This is a genomic window from Demequina sp. NBRC 110057 (genome assembly GCF_002090175.1).
Lineage (GTDB): Bacteria > Actinomycetota > Actinomycetes > Actinomycetales > Demequinaceae > Demequina.
In genome coordinates, this window is the sequence record NZ_BBRN01000004.1 from 522368 (window position 1) to 545188 (window position 22821).

Here is a 22821-nt window from a genome sequence, read left to right on the forward strand (position 1 = left end):
GGAGTGCAGCGTGAGTGAGGGAGGCGTCGGCGACGACGCGCTCTTCTCGCTGCCCGCGCCCGGCCCCGCCCCAGCCCCTGCACCCTCTCGCAAGCGTCGCGCGGCCCCGCCCGTCGAGGACGAGGCGGGACCCGTCGCACGCGTGCGGGTGGACAGCCCGCTTCCGCACCTCGATAAGCCCCTGGACTACCGGGTGCCCCCGAAGCTCGCGGACACGGTGGAGGTCGGCTCGCGCGTGAGGGTCCCGATGGCGGGTCAGCTCGTCTCGGCAGTGGTCACAGCGATCGCCGAGAACAGCGACTTCGACGGCGCGCTCGCGCGCGTGAAGTCGAGCTCGCTGGTCCCCTCGTTCACGCCCGATGCCGTGGCGCTCGCCGAGCGCATCGCGCGCCGCTACGCAGGCTCGACCTGGGACGTCCTGCGCCTCATGGCGCCCCCGCGCGTTCTTGCCGTCGAGAAGCGCGACTGGGACGCTCCCGACCCCGATCCCGCCTACGCGGAGGCGCTTGCCGCCGCGCCAGGCTCGACGGGCGGGCTCGCGCTGCGACCGGGCGACCGCGTCGTGTGGCAGGGCCTTCCCGAGGCCGATCCCCGGACGTCGGTGCCCGCCCGGGCGATGGTCGAGGCGGCGCTAGCGGCCGTGGGTGAGGACGCATCTGCAGTGCTGGTGGTGCCCGATGGCAGGAGCATCGGGGCCGTGCTCGCCGAGTGCGAGCGGCGCGGCCTCACGCGGTGGCGCGCCGGTCACGGCGGCCAGGTCGCCGTGCTCGACGCCGACGACGGACCGAGCGTGCGGTTCGGCTCCTACGTCGCCGCCATGCGCGGCCACGCCCGCATCGTCGTGGGCACGCGGCCCGCCGTCATGCAGCCCGTCCCGCGGCTCGGGCTCCTGATGCTGTGGGACGAGGCCAACGGCGTCTACGAGGAGCTGCACGCGCCGTACCCGCACGCCAGGACCATCGCCGCGATGCGCGCCGAGGAGGGTGCCGCCGTCGTGATCGGCGGCTACGCGCTGAGCGCAGACGCGATCGCCCTCGTCGAGCACGGGTGGGCACGCTCGGCAGTCCCATCGCGCGACGAGGCCCGCGAGGCGGTGCCGGCGATGGACATCCTCACGCAGGAGCGACGCGACGCCGAGGGACCGGGCGGCTGGCACTGGATGCCGTCGAGCGCCTGGCGCGCGCTCACCAAGGCCCGCGAGCGCGGCCCGGTCGCCGTCATGGTCCCGCGCGCCGGCTACGTCCACGCTGCCGCCTGCGCGACGTGTGACGCGTGGGCGCTGTGCCGGCAGTGCGAGTCTCCGCTGGCGCTGCCCGCCGCGGGCGCCGTCCCCGTCTGCCTCGAGAACGGCCACACGCAGCCCGACTGGCACTGCCCCGAGTGCCACGGTCACAGCCTCAAGCACCTACGTCAGGGAATCGAGCGCATCGCCGAGCAGCTCCAGCGCATGGCCCCCGACGTGCCGCTCACCGTCTCCAGCGCTGCGACCGGAGTGGTGGCGGACCTCGCGGTGGACGCCGGGATCGTCGTCGCGACCCCCGCGGCGCTCCCCGCCGTGAGCGGTGGCTACGCGCACCTGGTCATCGTGGACGCCGGCGTTCCCGCGCACGCCGGGCTCGGCGCTGAACTGCGCGCCGTGCGGTGGTGGATCACAGCATCGGCCCTCGTCAGGAGCCGCGCCGACGGGGGAGCGGTCACCATCGTCGGCGAACTTCCCGACCTGACGCGCCGCGCGTTGTCCACGTGGTCGCCGGTGGACGCCGCCCGCGAGGAGTTCGCCGAGCGCGCGCCGCTGGGCTTCCCGCCCCATCGCCGCCACGTCGAGGTCACCGGCGACCAGTGGACGGTGGACGCGGCGCTCTCCGCTGCCGGCGTGAGCGACGGCGGGGATGGCGCCACGGTCATCGCCCGGCCCGACGGCGCCTCGCTCCTGCTGCCGCGCGGACGGGCCCAGGCCGTGGTCGATGCGCTGCGGACGCATCAGCAGCGGCTGTCGGCGGCGCGCGGCAAGGAGCGCGCCGAGGTGAGACTCAAGGTGGACGGCCCGCTCGAACTGCCGAGGTGAGGCCCGCCCACGGCGCCCCACCCGCGAGGAGGCGTGCCGCGCGCACCTACGATGGACGCATGCGCCTCCTCTTCGCCGGAACTCCCGACGTCGCCGTGCCCGCGCTCGAGGCCCTCGTCGCCTCCGAGCACGAGGTCGCGGCAGTGATCACCCAGCCCGACGCCCGCGGCAAGCGCGGCAAGCAACTCCACGCGAGCCCGGTGAAGGTCGCGGCGCAGGCGCACGGCCTTACCGTCCTCGACCCGGCAGATGCGCGCGACCCCGAGTTCATCGCTCAGGTGGCGGCCCTCGAGGCGGACGCCGCCGCCGTCGTGGCCTACGGGCAGATCCTTCGCCCCGCCCTCCTGGACGCGACAGCGCACGGCTGGGTCAACCTTCACTTTTCGATCCTTCCCGCGTGGCGCGGCGCTGCCCCGGTGCAGCGGTCGCTCATGGCGGGAGACGAGATCACCGGCGCCACCACCTTCCTGCTCGACAGGGGAATGGATACCGGCCCCGTCATCGGCACCATGACCGAACGAATCCGACCCACGGATACCGCCGGAGACCTGCTGGATCGCCTCGCGGTCGCGGGCGCCCCGTTCCTGCTCCAGTCGATCGAGGCGCTCGTGGCCGGCGCCGCCGTCCCCGCCGCCCAGCCCGAGGACGGCGTGAGCCACGCCGCGAAGCTCACCCGCGACGACGCGTACGTCGTGTGGGACCTTCCCAGCCACGTGGTGGATCGCCAGATCCGCGGCTGCACGCCGGCGCCCGGCGCCTGGACCACGCTTCCCGATGGTTCCGTCGCCAAGCTGGGGCCCGTCACCCCCGTCGAGGGCGCGACGGGCACCCCCGGCCACGTGTACGAGGAGGATGGCCGCGTGCTCGTGGCCACCGGTTCCACACCGGTCGCCCTCAGCACCATCGCTCCCGCAGGCAAGAAGCCGATGGACGCCGCGGCCTGGTGGCGCGGCGCACGCCTGGGCGACGCCGCCATCCTGGGAGAGGCATGAGCACGGAGCGCCGGGGCGGCCGGCGCGACGACCGCGGCGGCGGCCGGGACCGGAGCCGCCACGGCGACGACCGTCGGCCACCCAGGATCGACCCGGCGCGGCGCGCCGCGTACGACGTCGCGTTCGCCGTCGAGGCCGAGGACGGCTACGCGAACCTCATCATGCCCGGCATCCTCAAGCAGCACCGTCTCGCGGGACGCGATGCCGGCTTCGCGACGGAGCTCGCCTACGGCGCCCTGCGCGGGCGAGGCCTGTACGACGCGATCATCGGCGACGCCGCCCGGAGAGACGCAAGGACTCTCGACCCCGAGCTCGCCGTCGCGCTGCGGCTGGGTGTTCACCAGGCCCTCGCGATGCGCGTGCCCGCCCATGCAGCGGTCTCGGAGACGGTCGACCTGGTGCGCGCGGTTCACGGCCGTGGGGCGGGGCTCGCCAACGCTGTGATGCGCCGCGTCACCGAGCGAGACCTCGAGACGTGGCTCGCCCGCGTGGCGCCCGGCACGAGCCGCGAGTCCCTCGCGATCCGCCACTCGCACCCCGCGTGGGTGGTGGGCGAGCTCGAGCACGCGCTGCGTCACGACGGCAGGGCCGGCGAACTCACGCAGCTCCTGGAGGCGGACAACGCCCCGGCGAGCGTGACCCTCGTCGCACGACCAGGACTCGTCGATCGTGGCGCGCTGGTCGAGGAGGCGGGCGGCGCCCCTACCGTCTACTCGCCGCTCGGCGTGACGCTCCCCGGCGGGGCGCCGGGCGACGTGGCGTCGGTCGCGGAGGGCACCGCCGCCGTCCAGGACGAGGGAAGCCAACTCGCAGCGCTCGCCCTCATCCACGCCGATGCCGCGCTCGCCGACCGCGCCCGCCCGGACGACGCCCCCGCCGGGTCAGTGATCGACCCCGGCGAACGCTGGCTCGACATGTGTGCCGGCCCCGGCGGCAAGGCGGCCCTCCTCGCCGCGGCCGCCGCCGAGGGTATGGCGACCCTCGACGCTCTCGAGTTGCACGACCACCGGGCGGCCCTGGTGCGGCGCTCGCTCAAGGCCATCCCTGAGGGCGTCGCGACCGTGCACCGTGCCGACGCCAGGACGTGGAGCCCCGACGAGACCTACGACCGCATCCTTCTCGACGCGCCGTGCACCGGCCTCGGCGCGCTGCGCCGCCGTCCGGAGGCCCGTTGGCGCCGCAGCATCGACGACCTGGACGCCCTGGTGGACCTCCAGCACGCGCTCATCGCGCACGCGGGAAGCCTGCTCGCGCCGGGTGGCGTGCTCGCCTACGTGACCTGCTCGCCTGTGCTCGCCGAGACCCTCGACGTGGTTGAGGCGTCGGGGCTGGCGACCGTCGACACGCGCGTCGCCGTCGCATCGGCCACCGGCACCACGCCCGGCGAGTGGGGCCGGGGCCCGCACGTGCAGCTGTGGCCGCACGCGCACGGCACCGACGCGATGTTTATTCAGCTCCTCAGGCGGGCGTAGGAACACCGGGCCTCCACTACGCTCAGGGCATGGGTATGCAGATCGCCCCGTCCATCCTGTCCGCTGACTTCGCGAACCTCGAAAGCGAGATCGTGAAGGTCGACACCGCCGACTGGCTTCACGTCGACGTCATGGACGGCCACTTTGTGCCGAACTTGACGCTCGGCCTGCCGGTGGTGGAGCGCATCGCCGAGGTGTCGCCGATGCCCATCGACGCGCACCTCATGATCGACGATCCCGATCACTGGGCTCCGCGGTACGCGGAGGCCGGCGCGGCATCGGTCACCTTCCACTACGAGGCCGCGAAGGACCCGCGAGCCATCGCCCGCGACCTGCGCCGCCTCGGCGCACGCGCGTCGGTGGCGCTCAAGCCAGGCACCCCCGTGGACGCCATCCTCGGCGACCTCGCGGAGTTCGACATGGTGCTCGTCATGACCGTCGAGCCGGGCTTCGGTGGCCAGGCCTTTATGCCGGACATGATGGACAAGGTGCGCGCCCTGCGGGCGGCCTCCGACGCCGCCGACCAGGGACTGTGGATCCAGACTGACGGCGGCATCGCGCGCGACACGATCGAGACCGTGGCCCGCGCGGGTGGCGACGTCTTCGTGGCCGGCTCCGCGGTCTACGGCGCGCACGATCCTGCCGCCGAGGTGGTCGCGCTGCGCGACCTCGCGACTGCCGCGGCCCGTGGCTGACATGGCCGCCGGGCCGGCCGAGGCGCTCACGGACGAGGAGGCGATGGACTTCGCCGTGGTGCTCGCGGGGCGAGGCCCCGTGACGGGCCCCAACCCCCGCGTCGGCTGTGTCATCACCGCCACGGACGGCACCGAGCTGGGCCGCGGGTGGCATCGCGGCGCCGGCACGCCCCACGCTGAGGTCGCCGCACTGACCGACGCCCGCGAGCGCGGCAACGAGGTGGTCGGCGCCACCGCCCACGTGACCCTTGAGCCCTGCAATCACACGGGCCGCACCGGCCCGTGTGCCGGCGCGCTGACCGATGCCGGCATCGGCCGCGTCCGGTACGCCGTGGTCGACCCTGGCGACGCCTCCGCGGGGGGAGCGGCGACGTTGAACGCGCGCGGCATCCCCGCCGAGCACACCCCCCACGGCGGCGCCGAGGCACTCACGGCGCGCTGGCGCCGCGCCATGACGCTCGGGCGCCCCTACGTCATCGCCAAATGGGCCGCGACGCTCGACGGGCGGATGGCGGCCGCCGACGGCACGAGCTTCTGGATCACCGGCGAGGACGCTCGCGAACATGCGCATCAGGTGCGCGGCACCGTCGACGCGATCGCCGTCGGCACCGGCACCGTCGAGATCGACGACCCCTCGCTGTCGGCGCGCCCCGGCGGCGTCGAGGCCGGCCACCAGCCGCTGCGCGTTGTCGTCGGCTCGCGTCCCACCGAGGACGCAGCCGTGTGGCGAGACGAGAACGCGCTCCGTGTCGACTCTCACGCTCCCCGCGACGTGCTCGCCGCCCTGTGGCAGCGCGAGGTCCGCTCGCTCGTGGTCGAGGGAGGGCCTACACTTCTCAGCGCCTTCCTTCGTGCCGGCCTCGTGGACGAGGTTCACGCCTACATCGCCCCGGCGTTGCTGGGTGCGGGCCCCACCGTGGTGACCGATCTGGGAATCGGGACCATGACGGACGCGTTGAGGGGGCAGGACGTGACCGTGACGCGCCTCGGCGCCGACACGCTCGTCATCGCACATCTCCCTGGAGGAATCTGATGTTCACCGGCATCGTCGAGACGGTCGGGACGGTCGAGGCCGTCACCGAGGCGGGCTCGACGGCTCAACTCACCATTCGCTCCGTCCTGGACGGCGACTACGTCCACGGCGAGTCCATCGCCGTCAACGGCGTGTGCCTCACGGTGGCCGCCGCCGACGGCGAGTCGTGGACGGCCGACGTCATGCGCATCACCCTCGAGACGACGGCCCTGTCGGGCGTCGCCGTGGGGGACCGCGTCAACATCGAGCGCGCGCTGCGCGCGGACGCGCGCCTGGGCGGTCACATGCTGCTCGGACACGTGGACGGGACCGCCACGCTCGTCGCCGTCGACGCTCAGGAGGAGTGGACGGATCTGACGTTCGAGATCCCCGCGGACCTGGAGCGCTACGTGGTGCGCAAGGGCTCGATCGCCCTCAACGGCACGTCGCTGACGGTCGCCGAGCTCGAGGGCACCCGCGTCACGGTGTCGCTCATCCCCACCACGCTTGCCGAGACGACCTTCGGCGACCTCGCGGTGGGCGACAGCGCCAACGTCGAGGTCGACGTCATCGGCAAGTACGTCGAGAAGATGCTGGGGGAGCGCGCATGAGCCCGGCCAACCCCGAGGTGACCGCCCGTATCGAGCGGGCCCTGCAGGACCTGCGGGACGGCAAGCCCGTCCTCGTCGCCGACTCGCACCACCGCGAGAACGAGGCCGACTTCATCATGGCGGCGCAGACGTCCACCGTGGACTGGATCGCGTGGGGCATCCGGCATTCGTCCGGCTACCTGTGCGCGCCCATGCCCGGCCCCAAGGCCGATGCGCTGAGCCTGCCGCTCATGGTTCCCGACAGCCAGGACCCGCGACGCACCGCCTACACCGTGTCCGTGGACGCCGCCTCCGGCGTCACCACCGGCATCTCCGCCGCGGACCGCCACCGCACCCTTCAGGTGCTGGCCCAGCCCGACGCATGCCCCGACGACGTCATCCGCCCCGGCCACGTGCTGCCCCTGCGAGCGGTCGCCGGGGGAGTGCTACATCGGCCCGGCCACACCGAGGCCGCAGTGGACCTGTGCCGCCTCGCGGGCCTCGAGCCCGTCGGCGTGATCGCTGAGATGGTCAACGACGACGGGACCATGATGCGCTACGGCGACGCGACGGCGCTTGCCGAGCGCGAGGGCCTCGTGTTCATGACCATCGAGGAGCTCATCGATTACCGTCGCGACCAGGGCGACGAGCCCATCGCCGTCGAGCCCGCGCCGCATCGTGTGGTGGCTCTCGGCGAGGCAAGGCTGCCCACCCGCCACGGCGTGGTGACCATCCACGGCTACCGCGATGCGCGCACTGGCGAGGAGCACGTGGCCCTCACCGCTCCCGTCCCCGATGGCGGCAGGCCCGTGGTTCGCGTCCACTCCGAGTGCCTGACGGGCGACGCCTTCGGCTCCCTGCGCTGCGACTGCGGCCCCCAGCTCGACGCCGCCATCGCCAGGGTGGCCGCCGAGGGCGGCGCGGTGGTCTACCTGCGCGGCCACGAGGGCCGCGGCATCGGCATCGTCGCGAAGATCCAGGCGTACGCACTCCAGGATCAGGGGCGCGACACCGTCGACGCCAACACCGACCTCGGCTTCCCCGCCGACCGCCGCGAATACGGCGCGGCCGCGGCGATCCTTGCCGACCTGGGGCTCACCGACGTGCGCCTCATGACCAACAACCCCGCCAAGGTGGAGGCGATGCGTGCCTCGGGCATCACGGTGTCCGAGCGCGTCCCGCACCACTACGGCGAGCACCCCGAGAACGCCCAGTACCTGCTCACCAAGGTCGAGCGCATGGGCCACCTGCTAGGAGACAACGCATGAGTGGAGACGGCGCACCCGCGCTCACCGTCGACGGCCGCGGCCTCAAGGTCGAGATCGTCGCTAGCCTGTGGCACACCGACGTGATGGACGGCCTTGTCGCCGGCGCCGTGCGCGCCGCCCAGGCCGCCGGGGCCGACTATCGCGTGACCCGCGTGGCCGGCGCCTTCGAGCTCACCGTCGTGGCCGAGCACCTCGCACGCAAGGGTGCAGACGCGATCGTGGCGCTCGGCGTCGTGGTCCAGGGCGAGACCCCCCACTTCGAGTACGTGTGCGCCTCCGCGACTGACGGGCTCACCGAGGTCGCGCGCGCCCACGCGGTGCCGGTCGGCTTCGGGCTGCTCACCGTCGACGACGTCCAGCAGGCACTCGACCGCGCCGGGCTCGAGGACTCCAAGGAGGACAAGGGCGCCGAGGCCGTCGAGGCCGCCCTGTCCACCGCGCTCACCCTGCGCTCGCTGTAGTCCGGCGCGCGTTTGCGCCGGTACGCCGCGACCCCACTAGGCTGGCGGCGTGAAGACGTTCGAGAGCCTGTTTGAGGAGTTGCAGCGTCGCGCCGAGGAGCGTCCGGAGGGATCCGGCACGGTGGCGATGCTCGATAAGGGAGTCCACGCGATCGGCAAGAAGCTGGTCGAGGAGGCTGCCGAGTCCTGGATGGCCTGTGAGCATCAGAGCGACGAGGAGGCTGCCGAGGAACTCTCGCAGCTGCTCTACTGGGCCCAGGTGATGATGGTCGCCAAGGGCATCTCGCTGGACGACGTCTACAAGAATCTCTGAGGTCAACGAAGTGCTACGCATCGCCGTCCCCAACAAGGGGTCACTGTCCGAGCCCGCCTCCCAACTGCTGCAGGAGGCCGGCTACAAGCAGCGCCGCGACTCCCGCGAGCTGGTGCTCCACGACGTCCGCAACGACGTCGAGTTCTTCTTCCTGCGTCCCCGTGACGTCGCCGTGTACGTGGGCGCCGGCACCGTCGACGCCGGCATCACCGGCCGCGACCTACTTCTCGACTCCGGCGCGGAGGCCGTCGAGCACCTCGAACTCGGCTTCGGCGGATCGACCTTCCGGTACGCCGCGCCCGCCGGCGACATCGCCGACATCCAGGACCTCCAGGGCAAGCGCGTCGCCACCAGCTACCCGCGGCTCGTGAAGCACCACCTCAAGTCGTTTGGCGTGGAGTCGAAGGTGGTCCGCCTGGACGGCGCCGTCGAGTCGTCGGTGCAGTTGGGTGTGGCCGATGCCGTGGCCGACGTCGTCTCGACCGGCACCACCCTGCGGGCTGCCGGTCTCGAGATCTTCGGCGACCCCATCCTCAAGTCCGAGGCGATCCTCATCCGCCGCGCGGACACTCCCGAGGAGGACATCGCGGTGCTCACCGCACGCCTGCGCGGTGTGCTGATGGCCCGCCAGTTCGTGCTCGTCGATTACGACGTGCCGAACGAAAACCTCGAGGCGTCGATCGCGGTCAACCCCGGCATGGAGGCCCCCACGGTCACCCCGCTGCACGGCAAGGACTGGCACGCCGTGCGCGTCATGGTGCCGCGCACCGAGATGAACCAGATCATGGACAAGCTCTACGCCGCCGGCGCGCGCGCGATCCTCGCCACCGAGCTGCTGGCGGTGCGCGTCTAGATGGCCATCGCCGCCGAGGAGCGCCTGCTCGGGCTCATCATCGCGCTGATGCACGCGCGCACGCGGATGACCAAGGAGGAGATCCGCGCCTCGGTGGACGGCTACGACAAGGCCGATTCCTCCCTCGACGAGGCGGCGCGCAAGCGCAGCGACGCCGCCTTCGAGCGCATGTTCGAGCGCGACAAGGACAAGCTACGGCGCCTGGGAGTGCCCGTCGTGACCGTCCGCCACCAGGCGCACGGCGACGACATCGGCTACCGCATCGACCCCTCGCAGTCGCGCCTTCCCGCGCTCGACTTCACGCCGGCCGAACGCGCGGTGCTCACTCTCGCCGCCGACTACTGGCACGGCGTTACCCTCGGTGAGGACGCGCACCTCGCGCTGATCAAGGCGGCCTCCACCTCGTCCCACGCCGCCGCCGAGGCGCTGCCCTTCGCCGCGCTGTCGACCCGGCTGACGGACGCGACCGCCTTCCTGATCGAGGCGATCCAGGCGCGCCAGGCAGTGCGCTTCGAGTACGCCTCGGCCTCGTCCGGCACGGCGGTGCGACGAGTGGAGCCCTGGCGCGTGCTGCTCAGCGGGGGAGCGGAGTACCTCATCGGCCACGACGTCGACAGGGACGCGTCGCGCACCTTCCGGCTCGGCCGCATCACTGGCAAGATCACCGCGGTCGGCGAGCCGGGCGCGTTTACCCCGCCCGCCACGATCGACGCCTCGCTCATGCCCGACGCCACCCCCGGCACCGCCACGGTGGCGGTGCGCCCCGAGGCGGCGCACGCGCTTCGGCGCCGGGGCAGGCATGCGGGTGAGGACGGCGACTGGGACCTGCTGATCGTTGACTACTCGCACCTCGACGCGCTGCGCGACGAGATCCTGGGACTGGGCGGCGCCGCGCGCGCCGTGGCGCCCGATGCCCTGGTGGACGCCGTGAGGGCGCACGTCGACGCGGCGCTGGAGGTGACGCGTGGCTGACAAGACCCTTGGCCGGCTCACCCGGCTCCTCGGCATCGTCCACTACCTCGAGAACCACGGCGCGACGCCCTTCGACGAGCTCGCCGACCAGTTCGGCGTCTCCGAGCGCCAGATCCGTGCCGACGTGGAACTTCTCTGGGTGTCCGGCCTTCCCGGCCACCAGTTCGACGACCTCATCGACTTCGACGGCTACCTCTTCGACCAGGGCATCGCCGACCTCACCAACAGCCAGGGAGTGTCGCAGGTGTCCTTCTCGCCCCGCGAGGCGGCGGCGCTCATCGGCGCCCTGTCAGCGCTGAGCGCCACCGGCGCCGCGCCCGCAGCCGCGGCGAGCGTCCTCGAGAAGCTCCGCGGGGCAGTCGACGGCGTAGGCGTGGAGGTCGCGGGAGGCTCCGCGGTCGCCCCCGGCGTGCGCGAGACCCTCGAGGACGGCATCCGTTCCGGCACCGCCGTGAGGCTCGACTACGTCGACGCCCAGGACCACCGCACGGAGCGCACCATCGAGCCGCATCGCCTCGTCGTCATCGACGGCGCGGCGTACATCGAGTGCTGGTGCCGCAGGGCGGGGGACCACCGCACGCTTCGCGTCGACAGGATCGCGACGGCCACCCCGACAGACAGTCCCGTCGGTCATGCGCCGGTCGACGGCCACGGGTTCTCGTTGGCGCAGCGCTACGAGGCCACCGTCACGCTCGGCCGCGCCGCCAGGTGGGCGGTCGAGGACCTTCCCGGCGTGAGGATCGAGGCGGCCGACGACGACGCGGTGGTCGCCACCTTCGGCGTCGCCAACCCCGCATGGACGGCCGGGAGGCTCCTCGCCATCGCCCCGCATCTGCGCGCCGTCGAGCCCGCGGAGCTGCGCGCGGAGCTCGCGCAGCGGGCCCGTGCGGTCCGTGCCGCACAGGGCGACTAGACTGGCCCGCAGTCCCCGAACTTTGGAGGAACCCTCATGGGTGCACGCGAGTGGATCATCATTCTGGTGATTGTGGTGCTGCTGTTTGGCGCGCCCAAGCTCCCCGAGCTGGCCCGCAGCGTCGGCAAGTCCCTCAACATCCTGAAGGACGAGACGAGCAACCTCCGGTCCGACAAGGACGCGAAGCCCGCCGACCAGGCCGCAGGCGCCACGACGGCGGCTGCGACCCCCGAGGCGCCGCAGCAGACCCAGGCGCCCTCGGCATCGGCCATCCCCGACTCCACGGTCGAGCTCCCCTCCGACGACGAGGCGCGTGGCAAGTAGCCGCCCGCGCCGGACGGATCCCGACGCCCGGCGACCGCTGGGCGTCCACCTCAGGGAGTTTCGCAACCGCCTGATCCTGGCGGTCATCGGCATCGCCATCGGCGCCGTCGTCGGCTGGTTCCTCTACGAACCCATCTTCGAGGCGCTTCAGCGCCCCATCCTGCAGGCGGCCGAGGAGCAGGACGCCCTCGTCACCGTGAACTTCGCGGGGCTCGTGACCGCGCTCGACATGCAGATCAAGGTCGCGATCTTCGCCGGCGTCGTCCTCGCCGCGCCCTGGTGGCTGTACCAGCTCTGGGCCTTCGTCGCACCCGGCCTCAAGAAGCGCGAGAAGTGGTACACGGTCGGCTTCCTCGGCACGTCCATCCCTCTCTTCGTCGGCGGGCTGGCGCTCGCCGCCTGGGTGTATCCGCGCGCCGTGGTGATCCTCACCGGCTTCACGCCCGAGGGTGGCACCAACGTGCTCGACGCCCAGATGCTGATGACCTTCACGATGAGGCTGTTCCTCGCGTTCGGCGTGGCCTTCGTGTTCCCCGTGCTGATGGTGTTCCTCACGTGGGCGGGGATCGTCCGCACCCGCACCTGGCTGAAGGGCTGGCGCTGGGCAGTCCTCATCATCTTCATCGCCGCCGCCGTCCTCACGCCCACTCCCGACGTCTTCACGATGCTGACCATGGCCTTCCCGATGGTGGGGCTGTACTTCGCGGGCATCGGCGTCGGTTGGCTGCGCGAACGCAAGCGGCCCTCGCTCGAGGACCTATGAGCCGCGTCGGCGTCGTCACCAACCCGGCAGCAGGGTCGGGGCGCGGCGCCGGCCCGGGAGCGAGGACGCTCGCGGGCCTGACCGCGGCCGGCCACGACGTCACCGACCTCACGCGGGGCTCGTGGGCAGAGGCCCTCGAGGCGGCCGATGCGGCGGCCAGCTCGCTCGACGCCCTCGTCGTGGTCGGGGGAGACGGCATGGTTCACCTGGGCGCCCAGGTGTGCGCCGAGCGCGACCTGCCTTTGGGAATCGTCGCGGCGGGATCGGGAAACGACCTCGCGGCCACCGTGGGGCTTCCCGTGGGCGATGTCGCCGCCGGGGTGACGGCGGTCGTCGACGCGCTCGCTGACCAAGCAAGTAGCCTCACTATTGACCTGGGCAAGGTGACCTCCGACGCGCTGTCTACGCTGAGCAGGCCCCGCTACTTCGCTGGAGTCCTCTCCGCCGGGGTCGATGCCGCGATCGCCGCGCGTGGCATGCGCCTGCGGGTCCCGCGCGGCCCGGCCAAGTACAAGGTGGCGATCGGGCTCGAGCTACCGCGCTTCCGCCCGTACGGCGCGCGGCTCACGCTCGACGGGCACAGTGGCGCCGCCGACAGGTACACGCTGATCGCCATCGCCAACGGCACGTTCATCGGGGGCGGGATCCCCATCTCGCCCTCGTCGTCGCTCACGGACGGCATGCTCGAGGTCATCACCGCCGACGCCCTCACACTGCCGCAGATCGCCGCCATCCTGCCGCGCCTGCAGCGGGGAGAGCACCTGTCGCACCCGGCCGTCCACGTGCGGCGGGCGCGCGAGGTGACGCTTGCCCCGGCGAACCCCGGCGCGGCCCTTCCCGTGGCATCGGCCGACGGGGAACTGGTGTGTGCCGCACCCGTGACGGTGACATGTGTGCCGGGCGCGCTGCGCCTGCTCGTGCCCGGCCGCGATTAGCCTGGACGGCATGACCTCTCCCGCCGAGCGCTACGCGGCAGCGCGCGCCCGCGCCAAGCGCACCGACCTGTCCGAGTTCGAGGCTTCGCTGTCCTTCCCGCTGGACCCGTTCCAGCGCGAGGCCTGCGAGGCGGTCGCCGACGGGCACTCCGTGCTGGTCGCGGCGCCCACCGGAGCGGGAAAGACGCTCGTGGGCGAGTTCGCGGTGCGGCACGCCTTCGATCGCGGCGAGAAGGCGTTCTACACGACCCCCATCAAGGCGCTCAGCAACCAGAAGTTCAACGACCTGCGCCGCACCTACGGCGTCGACAACGTCGGGCTCCTCACCGGCGACACGTCCATCAACGCGCACGCGCCGATCGTGGTCATGACCACCGAGGTGCTGCGCAACATGATCTACGCCGGCTCGCGCGACCTCGAGAACCTCGGCGCCGTGGTGCTCGACGAGGTGCACTACCTCGCCGACCGCTTCCGCGGCTCCGTGTGGGAGGAGGTCATCATTCACCTCGGCCAGCGCACCGCGCTGATCTGCCTGTCGGCGACGGTGTCCAACGCGGAGGAGTTCGGCGCCTGGCTCACGGAGGTCAGGGGCGACACGAAGGTGATCGTGTCCGAACATCGGCCCGTCCCGCTGTGGCCCCACGTGCTAGTCCGGGAGGGCATCTTCGACCTGTACTCGCCCGGCGTCGACCCCCAGGATCCGGGGCCCAACCCGCGCCTCAACCCCGAGCTCGAGGCGATCACCCGACGGTCGCGCTCGGGCGACGGCTACCAGGGCCGTGGGGGGCGTCCCACCCGCGGCGGCCGCCGGCCGGCGGGACGTCGCTCGCCGCCACGCTTCGCCGTCGTCGACGTGCTCGACCAGCAGGGACTCCTCCCGGCCATCGTGTTCGTCTTCTCGCGCGCGGGCTGCGAGGATGCCGTAGACCAGGTGCGCGCCGCCGGCCTGCAGCTCACCACCCCCGAGGAGTCGGCCGAGATCGGCCGCATCGTCGACGAGCGCTGCTCGGGTATCCCCACCGCCGACCTCGGCGCGCTGGGCTTCCTGCGCTGGCGCGACCACCTCGAGGCGGGCATCGCCGCGCACCACGCCGGCATGATCCCGCTGTTCAAGGAGGTGGTCGAGGAGCTCTTCGCCGCGGGCCTCCTCAAGGTCGTCTACGCGACGGAGACCCTCGCGCTGGGCATCAACATGCCCGCCCGCTCCGTGGTGCTCGAGAAGCTCGTCAAGTGGGACGGCCAGGGCCACAAGGACCTGACGGCGGGGGAGTACACCCAGTTGACGGGGCGCGCGGGGCGGCGCGGCATCGACATCGAGGGCCACGCCGTCGTGGTGGAGCACCCCGGCTTCGACGCGCCGCAGCTCGGAAGGCTCGCGTCGCGGCGCACCTACCCGCTGATCTCGAGCTTCGCCCCGTCGTACAACATGGCCATCAACCTGGTGGCGCAGTCCGGCGTCGACGAGGCCCGCAAGCTCCTCGAGCTCTCGTTCGCGCAGTACCAGGCCGACCAGAACGTGGTGGGCAAGGCGCGGCGCGCACGCGAGCTGGAGGCGACCCTGCGCGGCTTCCGTGAGACCGCCACGTGCGACAAGGGCGACTTCATGGAGTACGCAGCGCTGCGCGAGCGCATCACCCGCGCCCAGAAGGACGCGTCGCGCATCGTGAAGCGCCAGCGCCGCGAGGCGGGCGTCGAGACCCTGTCGTCGCTGCGCCGCGGCGACGTCGTGAAGATCGAGTCAGGCAAGCGGCAGGGCTTCGCCGTCGTCACCGTTCCTGACGACCACGCCGAGGCCCCGCGCCCCACGGTGGTGAGCGACGAGGCGCGGTTCTTCCGCCTGGCGGTCGCCGACCTCCAGGCGGGCATCGAGGCCGTGGGGGCCATCAAGGTGAAGAAGGGTGTCGACACCCGCAACGCCAGGGTGCGCCGCGAGCTCGCGCAGCAGATCGACGCCGCCCGTCACACCTTCGACACTCCCTCGCGTCGCCAGGCGCGCCCCGAGCAGGACCATCAGCAGGCCCGCGTGGACGCGCTGCGCCGCGAGATGACGGCGCACCCGTGCCACTCGTGCCCCGACCGTGAGCAGCACGCCAGGTGGGCCGAGCGCTACCACCGCACCCTGCGCGACCGCGACCGCCTGACTGGCGAGATCGCCCGGGCCACGGGGTCGATCTCCGCGCTGTTCGACCGCCGCTGCGCCGTCCTCAGGGAGCTCGGCTACCTCGAGGGCGACGGCCCTCAGACCGTCGTGACGGACGACGGCGCCCTCATGAAGCGCCTCTACTCCGACAACGACCTTGTCATCGCCGAGTGCCTGCGCACGAACATCTGGCACGAGCTCCACCCGCCGGCCCTGGCGGCCGCCGTCTCGACGCTCCTGTACGGGGGACGCCGGGAGGATGAGACCCGCACCCCCAAGGTTCCCGGCGGCCCCGGGGGAGTACTGGGACGGGCTCTCAAGGAAACCGTGCGCGTGTGGTCCCGCGTCGACGACCTCCAGCATGCGCATCGGCTGCCCGACGCTCCGGCCCCGCACTGGGGCATCGTGTCCGCCATCCACGCGTGGGCGCAGGGCAAGAACCTCGACGTGGCGCTCAAGGACACCGAGATCGCGCCCGGCGACATGGTCCGCTGGTGCAAGCAGGTCATCGACGTGCTCGACCAGGTGGCGCAGGTGGCGCCCACGGAGCTGGTGCGGTCGCGTGCACTGACCGCGATCGACGCGATGCGGAGGGGCGTGGTCGCCTACTGACCGGCAGGGTGCACCGCGGACGACGCGGGCGAAAGTAGGCTGGTCCGGTGCCCCGCGCCCTCCTGAATCTCCTGCTCGCCGTCGGCGGTGGACTCGTGCTCAACGCGGGCTTTCCCGACCTCGGCTGGTGGCCGCTCGTCTACGTCGCCCTCGCGATGCTGTGGCTGGCGCTGCGCGAGGCGACGGTGTGGCGGGCGTTCGGCCTCACCTGGGCCTTCGCGATCGCCTTCCTGCTCCCGCACCTGACGTGGGCCGATGCCTCCGTGGGCGCCGTGCCCTGGGTCGCCCTCAGCATCGCCGAGGGGGCGTTCATCGCCCTGTTCGGCGCCGGCTGGGCCTGCGTGCGCCGTTCTCCGCTCATGCAGGGCCGTCCGCCGTGGTGGTCTCCCGCCGCGTTCGGCCTGCTGTGGGTCGGCATGGAGCAGCTGCGGTCCATGATCCCGTTCGGCGGCTTCCCCTGGGGGAGGATCGCGTACTCGCAGGTCGACGCCCCCATCGCCAGGCTCGCGTGGCTGGGCGGGGTGCCCCTCACGGCCTTCGCCATCGCGACGGTGGGCGCGTGCCTCGGCCTCGCTGTCGAGGCGGCGCTTACCCGCAGGCTTGTCCTCGCTGGCGCCGCGCCCATCGCAGCTGCGGCGCTGTTCGTCGGGGGCCTCTTCATCCCGATCGACACGCAGGCCACCGACGGGACCCTGCGCGTGGGCGCCGTGCAGGGCAACGTGCCGAACACCGGCCTCGACGCGTTCTCGCAGGCGCGCGAGGTCACCAAGAACCACCACGACGGCACCCTGCAGCTCGTCGAGGATGACCCCGGCCCGATCGACCTGCTGCTGTGGCCGGAGAACGCCGCCGACTACGACCCGCGGACGGACGAGGAGTCGGCGCGGCTCGTCACGGAGGCGGCGCAGGCGGCCGGCGCGCCCCTGCTGCTGGGCACCAACGATTACTCTCCCGAGGACGGGCGCTACAACACGATGCTGCTGTGGTCCCAGTCGGGTGCAGTGATCGACTCGTACGACAAGCAGCGTCCGGCGCCGTTCGCCGAGTACATCCCCATCCGCGACGTCGTCTCGCACTTCTCGGATGCTGTCGACCTGGTGCAGACCGAGGTCCTGCCGGGGACGGGCTCGGCCACGATCGACGTTCCCGTCGAGGCGCTCGACCGCGTCGTCACTGTCGGCACGCCCATCTGCTTCGAGATCGCCTACGACGAGATCATCACCGACGCCATCGCGCAGGGCGCCGAGGTGCTCCTGGTGCCCACCAACAACGCGAGCTTCGGCCTCACCGCGGAGTCCACCCAGCAGCTCCAGATGACCCGCCTGGCGGCGATCACGACGGGCCGCGCCGCCATCCAGATCTCGACCGTCGGCGTGTCCGGTGTGGTCACCCCCCACGGCAGGCTCATCGAGAGCACTGAGCTCTTCACCGCGGACCAGATCTACGCCGAGCTGCCGCTGCGCACCGAGATCACCCCGGCCGTCGCCCTGCGCCACGTGTGGCATTGGGGCTTCCTGGTGCTGCCGCTGATCCTGGTGGTCTCCGCTGCCGGCCGCACCATCCGAGAGAGGTACGACTGGTGACCCGCACCCTCGTCATCATCCCCACGTACAACGAGCGCGCCTCGCTGCCCGTCCAGGTGGAGGCGGTCAGGGCCGCCGCCCCCGAGGTCGACATCCTCGTTGCCGACGACAATTCGCCCGACGGCACGGGCGCCTGGGCCGACGAACGGGCCGCCGCCGACCCGCACGTCCACGTGCTTCATAGGCCCGGAAAGGCCGGGCTGGGTGCGGCCTACCTCGCGGGCTTCGCATGGGGCCTGGAGCGCGGCTACGACGTGCTGGTCGAGATGGACGCCGACGGCTCCCACCGTGCCGAGGACCTTCCCTCCGTGCTCGCGGCTCCCGGCCCGTGGGACCTCGCGATCGGCTCACGCTGGGTGCCAGGAGGCTCGGTCGTCAACTGGCCGGCGCATCGGCGGCTGCTGTCGACGGGGGCGAACACCTATGTGCGCCTCATGCTCGGCCTGGGGGTGCACGATGCCACGGCGGGCTTCCGCGCCTACCGCGCCGAGACCCTGCGCTCCCTCGACCTGGCGCACGTCGAGTCGCAGGGGTACTGCTTCCAGATCGACATGGCCTGGCGCGTGGTGCGCGCGGGCGGCACTGTGGTGGAGGTGCCGATCACGTTCGTCGAGCGTGAGCAGGGGCAGTCGAAGATGTCCGGCGCGATCATCCGCGAGGCTCTCGTGAAGACGACCGCCTGGGGAATGAAAGAGCGCGCGACGCAGGTGCGTCGCGCGCTCTCCAGGGAGACGTAGGGGCTTAGCTGCCGATGCGGCCGGCCCTCAGCAGTTCGAGTCGCTCGTCGAGGAGTTCCTCGAGCTCGGGGATGGTGCGGCGCTCCAGCAGCATGTCCCAGTGCGTGCGGGCGGCCTTGGTGTCGGTCTCGGCGGGGCGGTCGCCGTCCCTCAGCAGGGCAAGGGCGCCGCAGTGGCACTCCCACGACAGCGGGACGTCGGCCTCGACGGAGAACGGAAGGGTGACGACGTGTCCGTTGGGGCAGTCGTAGTGGACGTCGCGGCGCTCGGCCAGCTCGGAGTTGCCCGGCGCCTCCATGCTCTGGGTTCCCAGACGCATTCCTCGCAGTGCTCGATCAGCCATGTCAGCCTCCCTCGAAATCGGTGGGCAGGCGGGGGTGGTGCCTGCGCTCTGTGGAGTCAACGAGCCTGATACCAGGGTTGTTCCCGGTCGAGGGTTACCGGTCCTGGGAACGGCCGATGCCTGGGCCGAGCAAGCGGTTACCCGCCGGTGCGCGACGGGGTGACGGTGGCATCGGCCGTCGCTACCTCGCCGGCGAAGAGGCGGGGGCGTAGCCACAGGGTGACGTACACGAGGGCGACGAGCACGGGCACCTCGATGAGCGGCCCGACCACACCGGCGAGAGCCTCGCCACTGGTGGCGCCGAAGGTGCCGATCGCGACGGCGATGGCCAGCTCGAAGTTATTGCCGGCGGCGGTGAAGGCGAGCGTGGTGGTGCGCGCGTAGCCGAGGCCGAGCGCGCGGCCCGTCGCCATTCCCGCTCCCCACATGATGGCGAAGTAGGCGAGCAGCGGCAGCGCGATCCGCGCCACGTCCCACGGGTGGGCGACGACCTGTTCGCCCTGCAAGGCGAAGAGCAGCACGATGGTGAACAGCAGGCCGTAGAGGGCCCAGGGGCCGATGCGGGGGAGGAAGGCGGACTCGTACCACTCACGTCCCTTGGCTCGCTCGCCGATGGCGCGCGACGCGAAGCCGGCCGCGAGCGGGATACCTAAGAAGATGAGGACGTTGAGCGCGATGGTGCCCATGGAGGCGTCGAGCCCCTGGGTGTCGAGCCCGAGCCAGCCCGGCAGCACGGTGAGGTAGAACCAGCCCAGCACCGAGAAGGCGACGACCTGGAACACCGAGTTGATCGCGACAAGCACCGCGGCTGCCTCGCGGTCGCCGCACGCGAGGTCGTTCCAGATGACCACCATCGCGATGCAGCGGGCAAGTCCAACGATGATCAGCCCGGTGCGGTATGCGGGCAGGTCGGGCAGGAACGTCCAGGCGAGCGCGAACATGACGGCGGGCCCGACGAGCCAGTTCAGCACGAGCGAGCTCACCAGCAGACGCCTGTCTCCCGTGACGGCGGCGACCTTGTCGTACCTGACCTTCGCAAGCACCGGGTACATCATGACGAGCAGGCCCAGGGCGATGGGAAGGGAAATTCCGCCGATCTCGAGCGCCTCGAGGCCGTCACCGAGCGCGGGGACAAACTGTCCGAGCCCGATGCCGACCAGCATCGCGAGGCCGATCCACGCGGGGAGCCAACGGTCGAGAGTGGACAGGCGCGCGGGGGCGTCGGCGGCGGCGAGCGGGGTCATGCCGTGAGGTCGGCGAGCAGCGCCTCGACGCGCCCCTTGATCTCGTCGCGGATGGGGCGGACGGACTCGATGCCCTGCCCGGCCGGGTCCTCGAGCACCCAGTCCTCGTAGCGCTTGCCGGGGTAGTAGGGGCAGGCGTCGCCGCAGCCCATGGTGATCACCGCATCGGACGCCTGCACGGCATCGGGCGTGAGCACCTTGGGCTGCTCCTCGCGGATGTCGATGCCCACCTCGAGCATCGCCTCGACGGCCACCGGGTTGATCTGGTCGGCGGGCATGGAGCCGGCCGAGCGGACCTCGACGGCGCCGCCGGACAGGTGCCGCATGAAGCCGGCGGCCATCTGGGACCGGCCGGCGTTGTGGACGCACACGAAGATGACGGAGGGCTGGGAGTCGCTCATGCGGCAAGCCTGACGTGAATATCGATGTCTGTCAATATTGAAGAAGATCGATACACCCGTTAGCCTGGCGCGATGGCGATCCGCGAGAACCTGCTGGCCGACGCCGAGGTGTGTAGCCCCGGCACGGTGCTGAGAGTGCCCGAGGGCGATGACGCGTCCTCGGCAGCGCTTCTCAAGGTGGTCGCCGACCCCACGCGGCTGCGGATATTGCGCATCCTCGCCGCCAACGGCGCGGTGTGCGCGTGCGACCTCGAGGCGCCCCTGGGGCTCAGCCAGCCCACCGTCTCCCATCACCTGCGCCAGCTCCACGACGCCGGGCTCGTCACCCGCGAGAAGCGCGGCACCTGGGCCTTCTTTGGGCTCGACCGCGAGGCGGTCGCCAGGGTGGGCGCGCCGCTGGCCGCGCTGGCGAACTAGAGATCCTCGAGACTCGCCACCACGCCCGGCAGGGCCGCGAGCGCGCTGACGTGCCCCTCGCCGTCCAGCTCGACGAGGCGCGCGTGGGGGATGGCCTCCCGTAGCCACCTGCCGTGGGTGACGGGCACGATGCGGTCCGCCGTCCCATGCATCAGCGTCACCGGGCACGCGATGCTGCCAAGGTCGACGCCCCAGTCATGCACGTACGCGAGGTCGTCGTCGATCGGGCCGTCGACGGCTCCCGGCGCCTGGCCAAGCCAGGACAGCGCCCCGTCGAGGGCTGCCAGGTCTCGGGAGGTGAACTCGGGGTCGTAGGCGGCATCGTCGAGGGCGCGGCGTGCGTCCTCGCCCGCCGCGGCGGCGGTGAGCGCCTCGACGCCTGAGGGGATCATTCCGGCGAACCAGTCGAGCCCGTCGGCCTCTCGCGGCGCGAGGGAGGCGACGGTGACCGCCCAGGCCACCCTGGCATCGGTCGCCGCGCAGGCGAGCGCGTGAGGGCCACCGCCCGAGTACCCGATCACCGCATAGGAGTCGAGCCCCCAGTCATCGGCGAGCGCTGCCACGTCGCGGGCCACATCGGCGGGGCTGCGCCCTGGCAGCCGGGTGGATTCGCCGTAGCTGGGCCGGTCCACCCCGGCCCAGCGCATGCCCGCGGGAAGCGTCAGGGGCGGTGGGGCCCCGGTGCCCGGCGTGCCGTGATGCCAGAAGACCGTCAGCCCGGCTCCCGGGGACCCGTACGCGGCAAGGCCCCGCCCGTCGACCATCGTGTGAATGTCGGCCATGGTCGAAGGCTACGTCCCAGGTCGCGCGGTGGCACCATGAATCCGTGCCAACCCTCACGGAGCAACGCCTGCGAGATCTCGCGCTCCTGCGCCGTGCGCGGGACAGGATGGACCGGGAGCATGCGCTTCCTCTCGACGTGGAGTCGATCGCCGCCGGCGTCGGCATGTCCGCCGGGCACTTCTCGCGCTCCTTTCGCGCCGCGTATGGCGAGAGTCCGTACTCGTACCTCATGACGCGTCGCATCGAGCGCGCCATGTCTCTATTACGCCGCGGCGACCTCACCGTGACCGAGGTGTCCCTCGCGGTGGGTTGCCAGTCACTCGGCACCTTCACCACCCGCTTCTCCGAGCTCGTCGGCATGTCTCCCGGCGTCTACCGGCGTCACATGGCCGATGCCGTGATGGGGCTTCCCACGCTCGTCACCAGGGAAGCCGGCAGACCGGTCAGGAATCGAGAAGCCGCGGTGCCGGTGACGGTCCTACGGTGAAGCCATGGACATCACGATTCACTCCTCCTTCCTGCCGCTGACCGACCCGGACGCATCGCTCGCGTTCTACCGCGACGTCCTCGGCTTCGAGATTCGGCTCGATGTCGGGCAGGGCGCCATGCGCTGGATCACTGTCGGCCCGGCCGGTCAGCCCGACACGAACATCGTCCTGTATCCGCCGCAGGCGAACCCCGGTGTGACGGACGCCGAGAAGGAAACGATCGCGGAGATGATGGCGAAGGGCACCTTCGCGTCGCTGCTGCTCGCGACGCCCGACGTGGACGCGGCGTTCGAGCGCATCGAGCGGCACGACGTGGAGATCGCGCAGGAGCCCACCGACCAGCCCTACGGCGTGCGCGACTGCGCGCTGCGCGACCCGGCCGGCAACCTCCTCCGCCTCCAGCAGCGCCCGTGACACGACTGGCAGACTGACCCCACCACCGCAT

The 22821-nt window shown here is 71.9% G+C and carries 25 protein-coding genes; 21 read left to right on the forward strand and 4 right to left on the reverse strand.

The window, feature by feature from the left end; translation table 11 throughout:
- Positions 1 to 10 precede the first annotated feature (10 nt).
- The 18 genes from B7K26_RS07395 to B7K26_RS07480 are packed head-to-tail and all read left to right on the forward strand — an operon-like array spanning position 11 to position 18700.
- Positions 11 to 2065, forward strand: a complete 2055-nt coding sequence (locus B7K26_RS07395) for a hypothetical protein (RefSeq protein ID WP_084078265.1) — start codon at positions 11 to 13, stop codon at positions 2063 to 2065.
- Between the two features lie 59 nt (positions 2066 to 2124).
- A complete protein-coding gene (fmt, locus tag B7K26_RS07400) occupies positions 2125 to 3057 on the forward strand; it encodes a methionyl-tRNA formyltransferase (protein ID WP_084078266.1) in 933 nt (310 codons plus the stop codon).
- The gene (locus B7K26_RS07405) at positions 3054 to 4529 is read left to right on the forward strand and encodes an RsmB/NOP family class I SAM-dependent RNA methyltransferase (protein WP_084078267.1); all 1476 of its coding nucleotides are present in this window, start codon (positions 3054 to 3056) and stop codon (positions 4527 to 4529) included. The genes fmt and B7K26_RS07405 overlap by 4 nt, the downstream gene beginning before the upstream one ends.
- A 29-nt stretch (positions 4530 to 4558) precedes the next feature.
- Positions 4559 to 5224, forward strand: coding sequence for a ribulose-phosphate 3-epimerase (gene rpe / locus B7K26_RS07410; protein ID WP_084078268.1), 666 nt, complete (start codon positions 4559 to 4561; stop codon positions 5222 to 5224).
- Between the two features lies 1 nt (position 5225).
- Positions 5226 to 6257: a bifunctional diaminohydroxyphosphoribosylaminopyrimidine deaminase/5-amino-6-(5-phosphoribosylamino)uracil reductase RibD gene (gene ribD / locus B7K26_RS07415; RefSeq protein WP_084078623.1), complete on the forward strand. Its 1032-nt coding sequence runs from the start codon at positions 5226 to 5228 to the stop codon at positions 6255 to 6257.
- Positions 6257 to 6847 (forward strand): riboflavin synthase, encoded by a 591-nt coding sequence (locus tag B7K26_RS07420; protein ID WP_084078269.1) that lies wholly within the window; start codon positions 6257 to 6259, stop codon positions 6845 to 6847. The genes ribD and B7K26_RS07420 overlap by 1 nt, the downstream gene beginning before the upstream one ends.
- A complete protein-coding gene (gene ribA / locus B7K26_RS07425; RefSeq protein WP_084078270.1) occupies positions 6844 to 8094 on the forward strand; it encodes a GTP cyclohydrolase II in 1251 nt (416 codons plus the stop codon). Before B7K26_RS07420 ends, ribA begins: the two co-directional genes overlap by 4 nt.
- Positions 8091 to 8555: a 6,7-dimethyl-8-ribityllumazine synthase gene (ribH, locus tag B7K26_RS07430; protein ID WP_084078271.1), complete on the forward strand. Its 465-nt coding sequence runs from the start codon at positions 8091 to 8093 to the stop codon at positions 8553 to 8555. The genes ribA and ribH overlap by 4 nt, the downstream gene beginning before the upstream one ends.
- 49 nt (positions 8556 to 8604) lie before the next feature.
- Positions 8605 to 8868, forward strand: a complete 264-nt coding sequence (locus B7K26_RS07435; RefSeq protein WP_084078272.1) for a phosphoribosyl-ATP diphosphatase — start codon at positions 8605 to 8607, stop codon at positions 8866 to 8868.
- Between the two features lie 10 nt (positions 8869 to 8878).
- Positions 8879 to 9721 (forward strand): ATP phosphoribosyltransferase, encoded by an 843-nt coding sequence (hisG, locus tag B7K26_RS07440; protein ID WP_084078273.1) that lies wholly within the window; start codon positions 8879 to 8881, stop codon positions 9719 to 9721.
- Positions 9722 to 10693 carry a YafY family protein gene (locus B7K26_RS07445; RefSeq protein ID WP_084078274.1) on the forward strand — a complete coding sequence of 324 codons (972 nt, stop codon included), beginning with the start codon at positions 9722 to 9724 and terminating at the stop codon, positions 10691 to 10693.
- The gene (locus B7K26_RS07450) at positions 10686 to 11606 is read left to right on the forward strand and encodes a YafY family protein (RefSeq protein ID WP_084078275.1); all 921 of its coding nucleotides are present in this window, start codon (positions 10686 to 10688) and stop codon (positions 11604 to 11606) included. Before B7K26_RS07445 ends, B7K26_RS07450 begins: the two co-directional genes overlap by 8 nt.
- Before the next feature lie 36 nt (positions 11607 to 11642).
- Entirely contained in the window at positions 11643 to 11930 is a 288-nt protein-coding gene (gene tatA, locus B7K26_RS07455; RefSeq protein WP_084078276.1) for a Sec-independent protein translocase subunit TatA, read from the forward strand.
- Complete coding sequence (tatC, locus tag B7K26_RS07460) at positions 11920 to 12693, forward strand: twin-arginine translocase subunit TatC (protein WP_084078277.1); 774 nt, start codon at positions 11920 to 11922, stop codon at positions 12691 to 12693. The genes tatA and tatC overlap by 11 nt, the downstream gene beginning before the upstream one ends.
- Entirely contained in the window at positions 12690 to 13628 is a 939-nt protein-coding gene (locus B7K26_RS07465) for a diacylglycerol kinase family protein (RefSeq protein WP_084078278.1), read from the forward strand. Before tatC ends, B7K26_RS07465 begins: the two co-directional genes overlap by 4 nt.
- 10 nt (positions 13629 to 13638) lie before the next feature.
- Positions 13639 to 16380: an RNA helicase gene (locus tag B7K26_RS07470; protein WP_084078279.1), complete on the forward strand. Its 2742-nt coding sequence runs from the start codon at positions 13639 to 13641 to the stop codon at positions 16378 to 16380.
- Between the two features lie 47 nt (positions 16381 to 16427).
- The gene (lnt, locus tag B7K26_RS07475; RefSeq protein WP_084078280.1) at positions 16428 to 17963 is read left to right on the forward strand and encodes an apolipoprotein N-acyltransferase; all 1536 of its coding nucleotides are present in this window, start codon (positions 16428 to 16430) and stop codon (positions 17961 to 17963) included.
- The gene (locus B7K26_RS07480; protein WP_234998735.1) at positions 17960 to 18700 is read left to right on the forward strand and encodes a polyprenol monophosphomannose synthase; all 741 of its coding nucleotides are present in this window, start codon (positions 17960 to 17962) and stop codon (positions 18698 to 18700) included. The genes lnt and B7K26_RS07480 overlap by 4 nt, the downstream gene beginning before the upstream one ends.
- A gap of 4 nt (positions 18701 to 18704) precedes the next feature.
- Here B7K26_RS07480 and B7K26_RS07485 read toward each other — a convergent pair whose 3' ends face one another.
- The 3 genes from B7K26_RS07485 to B7K26_RS07495 form a co-directional block, all read right to left on the reverse strand.
- A complete protein-coding gene (locus B7K26_RS07485) occupies positions 18705 to 19043 on the reverse strand; it encodes an RNA polymerase-binding protein RbpA (RefSeq protein WP_084078281.1) in 339 nt (112 codons plus the stop codon).
- Between the two features lie 137 nt (positions 19044 to 19180).
- A complete protein-coding gene (gene arsB, locus B7K26_RS07490) occupies positions 19181 to 20287 on the reverse strand; it encodes an ACR3 family arsenite efflux transporter (RefSeq protein WP_084078283.1) in 1107 nt (368 codons plus the stop codon).
- Positions 20284 to 20688 carry an arsenate reductase ArsC gene (locus tag B7K26_RS07495; RefSeq protein ID WP_084078285.1) on the reverse strand — a complete coding sequence of 135 codons (405 nt, stop codon included), beginning with the start codon at positions 20686 to 20688 and terminating at the stop codon, positions 20284 to 20286. The genes arsB and B7K26_RS07495 overlap by 4 nt, the downstream gene beginning before the upstream one ends.
- A gap of 72 nt (positions 20689 to 20760) precedes the next feature.
- On the opposite strand from B7K26_RS07495, the gene B7K26_RS07500 reads away from it, so the two are divergent.
- Complete coding sequence (locus B7K26_RS07500) at positions 20761 to 21105, forward strand: helix-turn-helix transcriptional regulator (RefSeq protein ID WP_084078287.1); 345 nt, start codon at positions 20761 to 20763, stop codon at positions 21103 to 21105.
- Here the strand turns inward: B7K26_RS07500 and B7K26_RS07505 are convergent.
- Positions 21102 to 21887 (reverse strand): alpha/beta fold hydrolase, encoded by a 786-nt coding sequence (locus B7K26_RS07505; RefSeq protein WP_084078289.1) that lies wholly within the window; start codon positions 21885 to 21887, stop codon positions 21102 to 21104. The two genes, B7K26_RS07500 and B7K26_RS07505, sit on opposite strands and share 4 nt — an antisense overlap.
- A gap of 44 nt (positions 21888 to 21931) precedes the next feature.
- Between B7K26_RS07505 and B7K26_RS07510 the strand changes: the two genes are divergently transcribed.
- Positions 21932 to 22375, forward strand: a complete 444-nt coding sequence (locus B7K26_RS07510; RefSeq protein ID WP_234998736.1) for a helix-turn-helix transcriptional regulator — start codon at positions 21932 to 21934, stop codon at positions 22373 to 22375.
- 4 nt (positions 22376 to 22379) lie between these two features.
- A complete protein-coding gene (locus tag B7K26_RS07515; RefSeq protein ID WP_084078291.1) occupies positions 22380 to 22790 on the forward strand; it encodes a VOC family protein in 411 nt (136 codons plus the stop codon).
- Positions 22791 to 22821 lie beyond the last annotated feature (31 nt).

Excerpts from the sequence above, each read along its gene's own strand:
- rpe (WP_084078268.1), top strand. The coding sequence starts at position 4,559 with ATGGGTATGCAGATCGCCCCGTCCATCCTGTCCGCTGACTTCGCGAAC.
- B7K26_RS07505 (WP_084078289.1), bottom strand. The coding sequence starts at position 21,887 with ATGGCCGACATTCACACGATGGTCGACGGGCGGGGCCTTGCCGCGTAC.
- B7K26_RS07500 (WP_084078287.1), top strand. The coding sequence starts at position 20,761 with ATGGCGATCCGCGAGAACCTGCTGGCCGACGCCGAGGTGTGTAGCCCC.
- ribA (WP_084078270.1), top strand. The coding sequence starts at position 6,844 with ATGAGCCCGGCCAACCCCGAGGTGACCGCCCGTATCGAGCGGGCCCTG.
- B7K26_RS07515 (WP_084078291.1), top strand. The coding sequence starts at position 22,380 with ATGGACATCACGATTCACTCCTCCTTCCTGCCGCTGACCGACCCGGAC.
- B7K26_RS07465 (WP_084078278.1), top strand. The coding sequence starts at position 12,690 with ATGAGCCGCGTCGGCGTCGTCACCAACCCGGCAGCAGGGTCGGGGCGC.
- B7K26_RS07445 (WP_084078274.1), top strand. The coding sequence starts at position 9,722 with ATGGCCATCGCCGCCGAGGAGCGCCTGCTCGGGCTCATCATCGCGCTG.
- B7K26_RS07485 (WP_084078281.1), bottom strand. The coding sequence starts at position 19,043 with ATGGCTGATCGAGCACTGCGAGGAATGCGTCTGGGAACCCAGAGCATG.
- arsB (WP_084078283.1), bottom strand. The coding sequence starts at position 20,287 with ATGACCCCGCTCGCCGCCGCCGACGCCCCCGCGCGCCTGTCCACTCTC.
- B7K26_RS07405 (WP_084078267.1), top strand. The coding sequence starts at position 3,054 with ATGAGCACGGAGCGCCGGGGCGGCCGGCGCGACGACCGCGGCGGCGGC.
- B7K26_RS07420 (WP_084078269.1), top strand. The coding sequence starts at position 6,257 with ATGTTCACCGGCATCGTCGAGACGGTCGGGACGGTCGAGGCCGTCACC.
- B7K26_RS07495 (WP_084078285.1), bottom strand. The coding sequence starts at position 20,688 with ATGAGCGACTCCCAGCCCTCCGTCATCTTCGTGTGCGTCCACAACGCC.
- ribH (WP_084078271.1), top strand. The coding sequence starts at position 8,091 with ATGAGTGGAGACGGCGCACCCGCGCTCACCGTCGACGGCCGCGGCCTC.
- fmt (WP_084078266.1), top strand. The coding sequence starts at position 2,125 with ATGCGCCTCCTCTTCGCCGGAACTCCCGACGTCGCCGTGCCCGCGCTC.
- B7K26_RS07470 (WP_084078279.1), top strand. The coding sequence starts at position 13,639 with ATGACCTCTCCCGCCGAGCGCTACGCGGCAGCGCGCGCCCGCGCCAAG.
- tatA (WP_084078276.1), top strand. The coding sequence starts at position 11,643 with ATGGGTGCACGCGAGTGGATCATCATTCTGGTGATTGTGGTGCTGCTG.
- ribD (WP_084078623.1), top strand. The coding sequence starts at position 5,226 with ATGGCCGCCGGGCCGGCCGAGGCGCTCACGGACGAGGAGGCGATGGAC.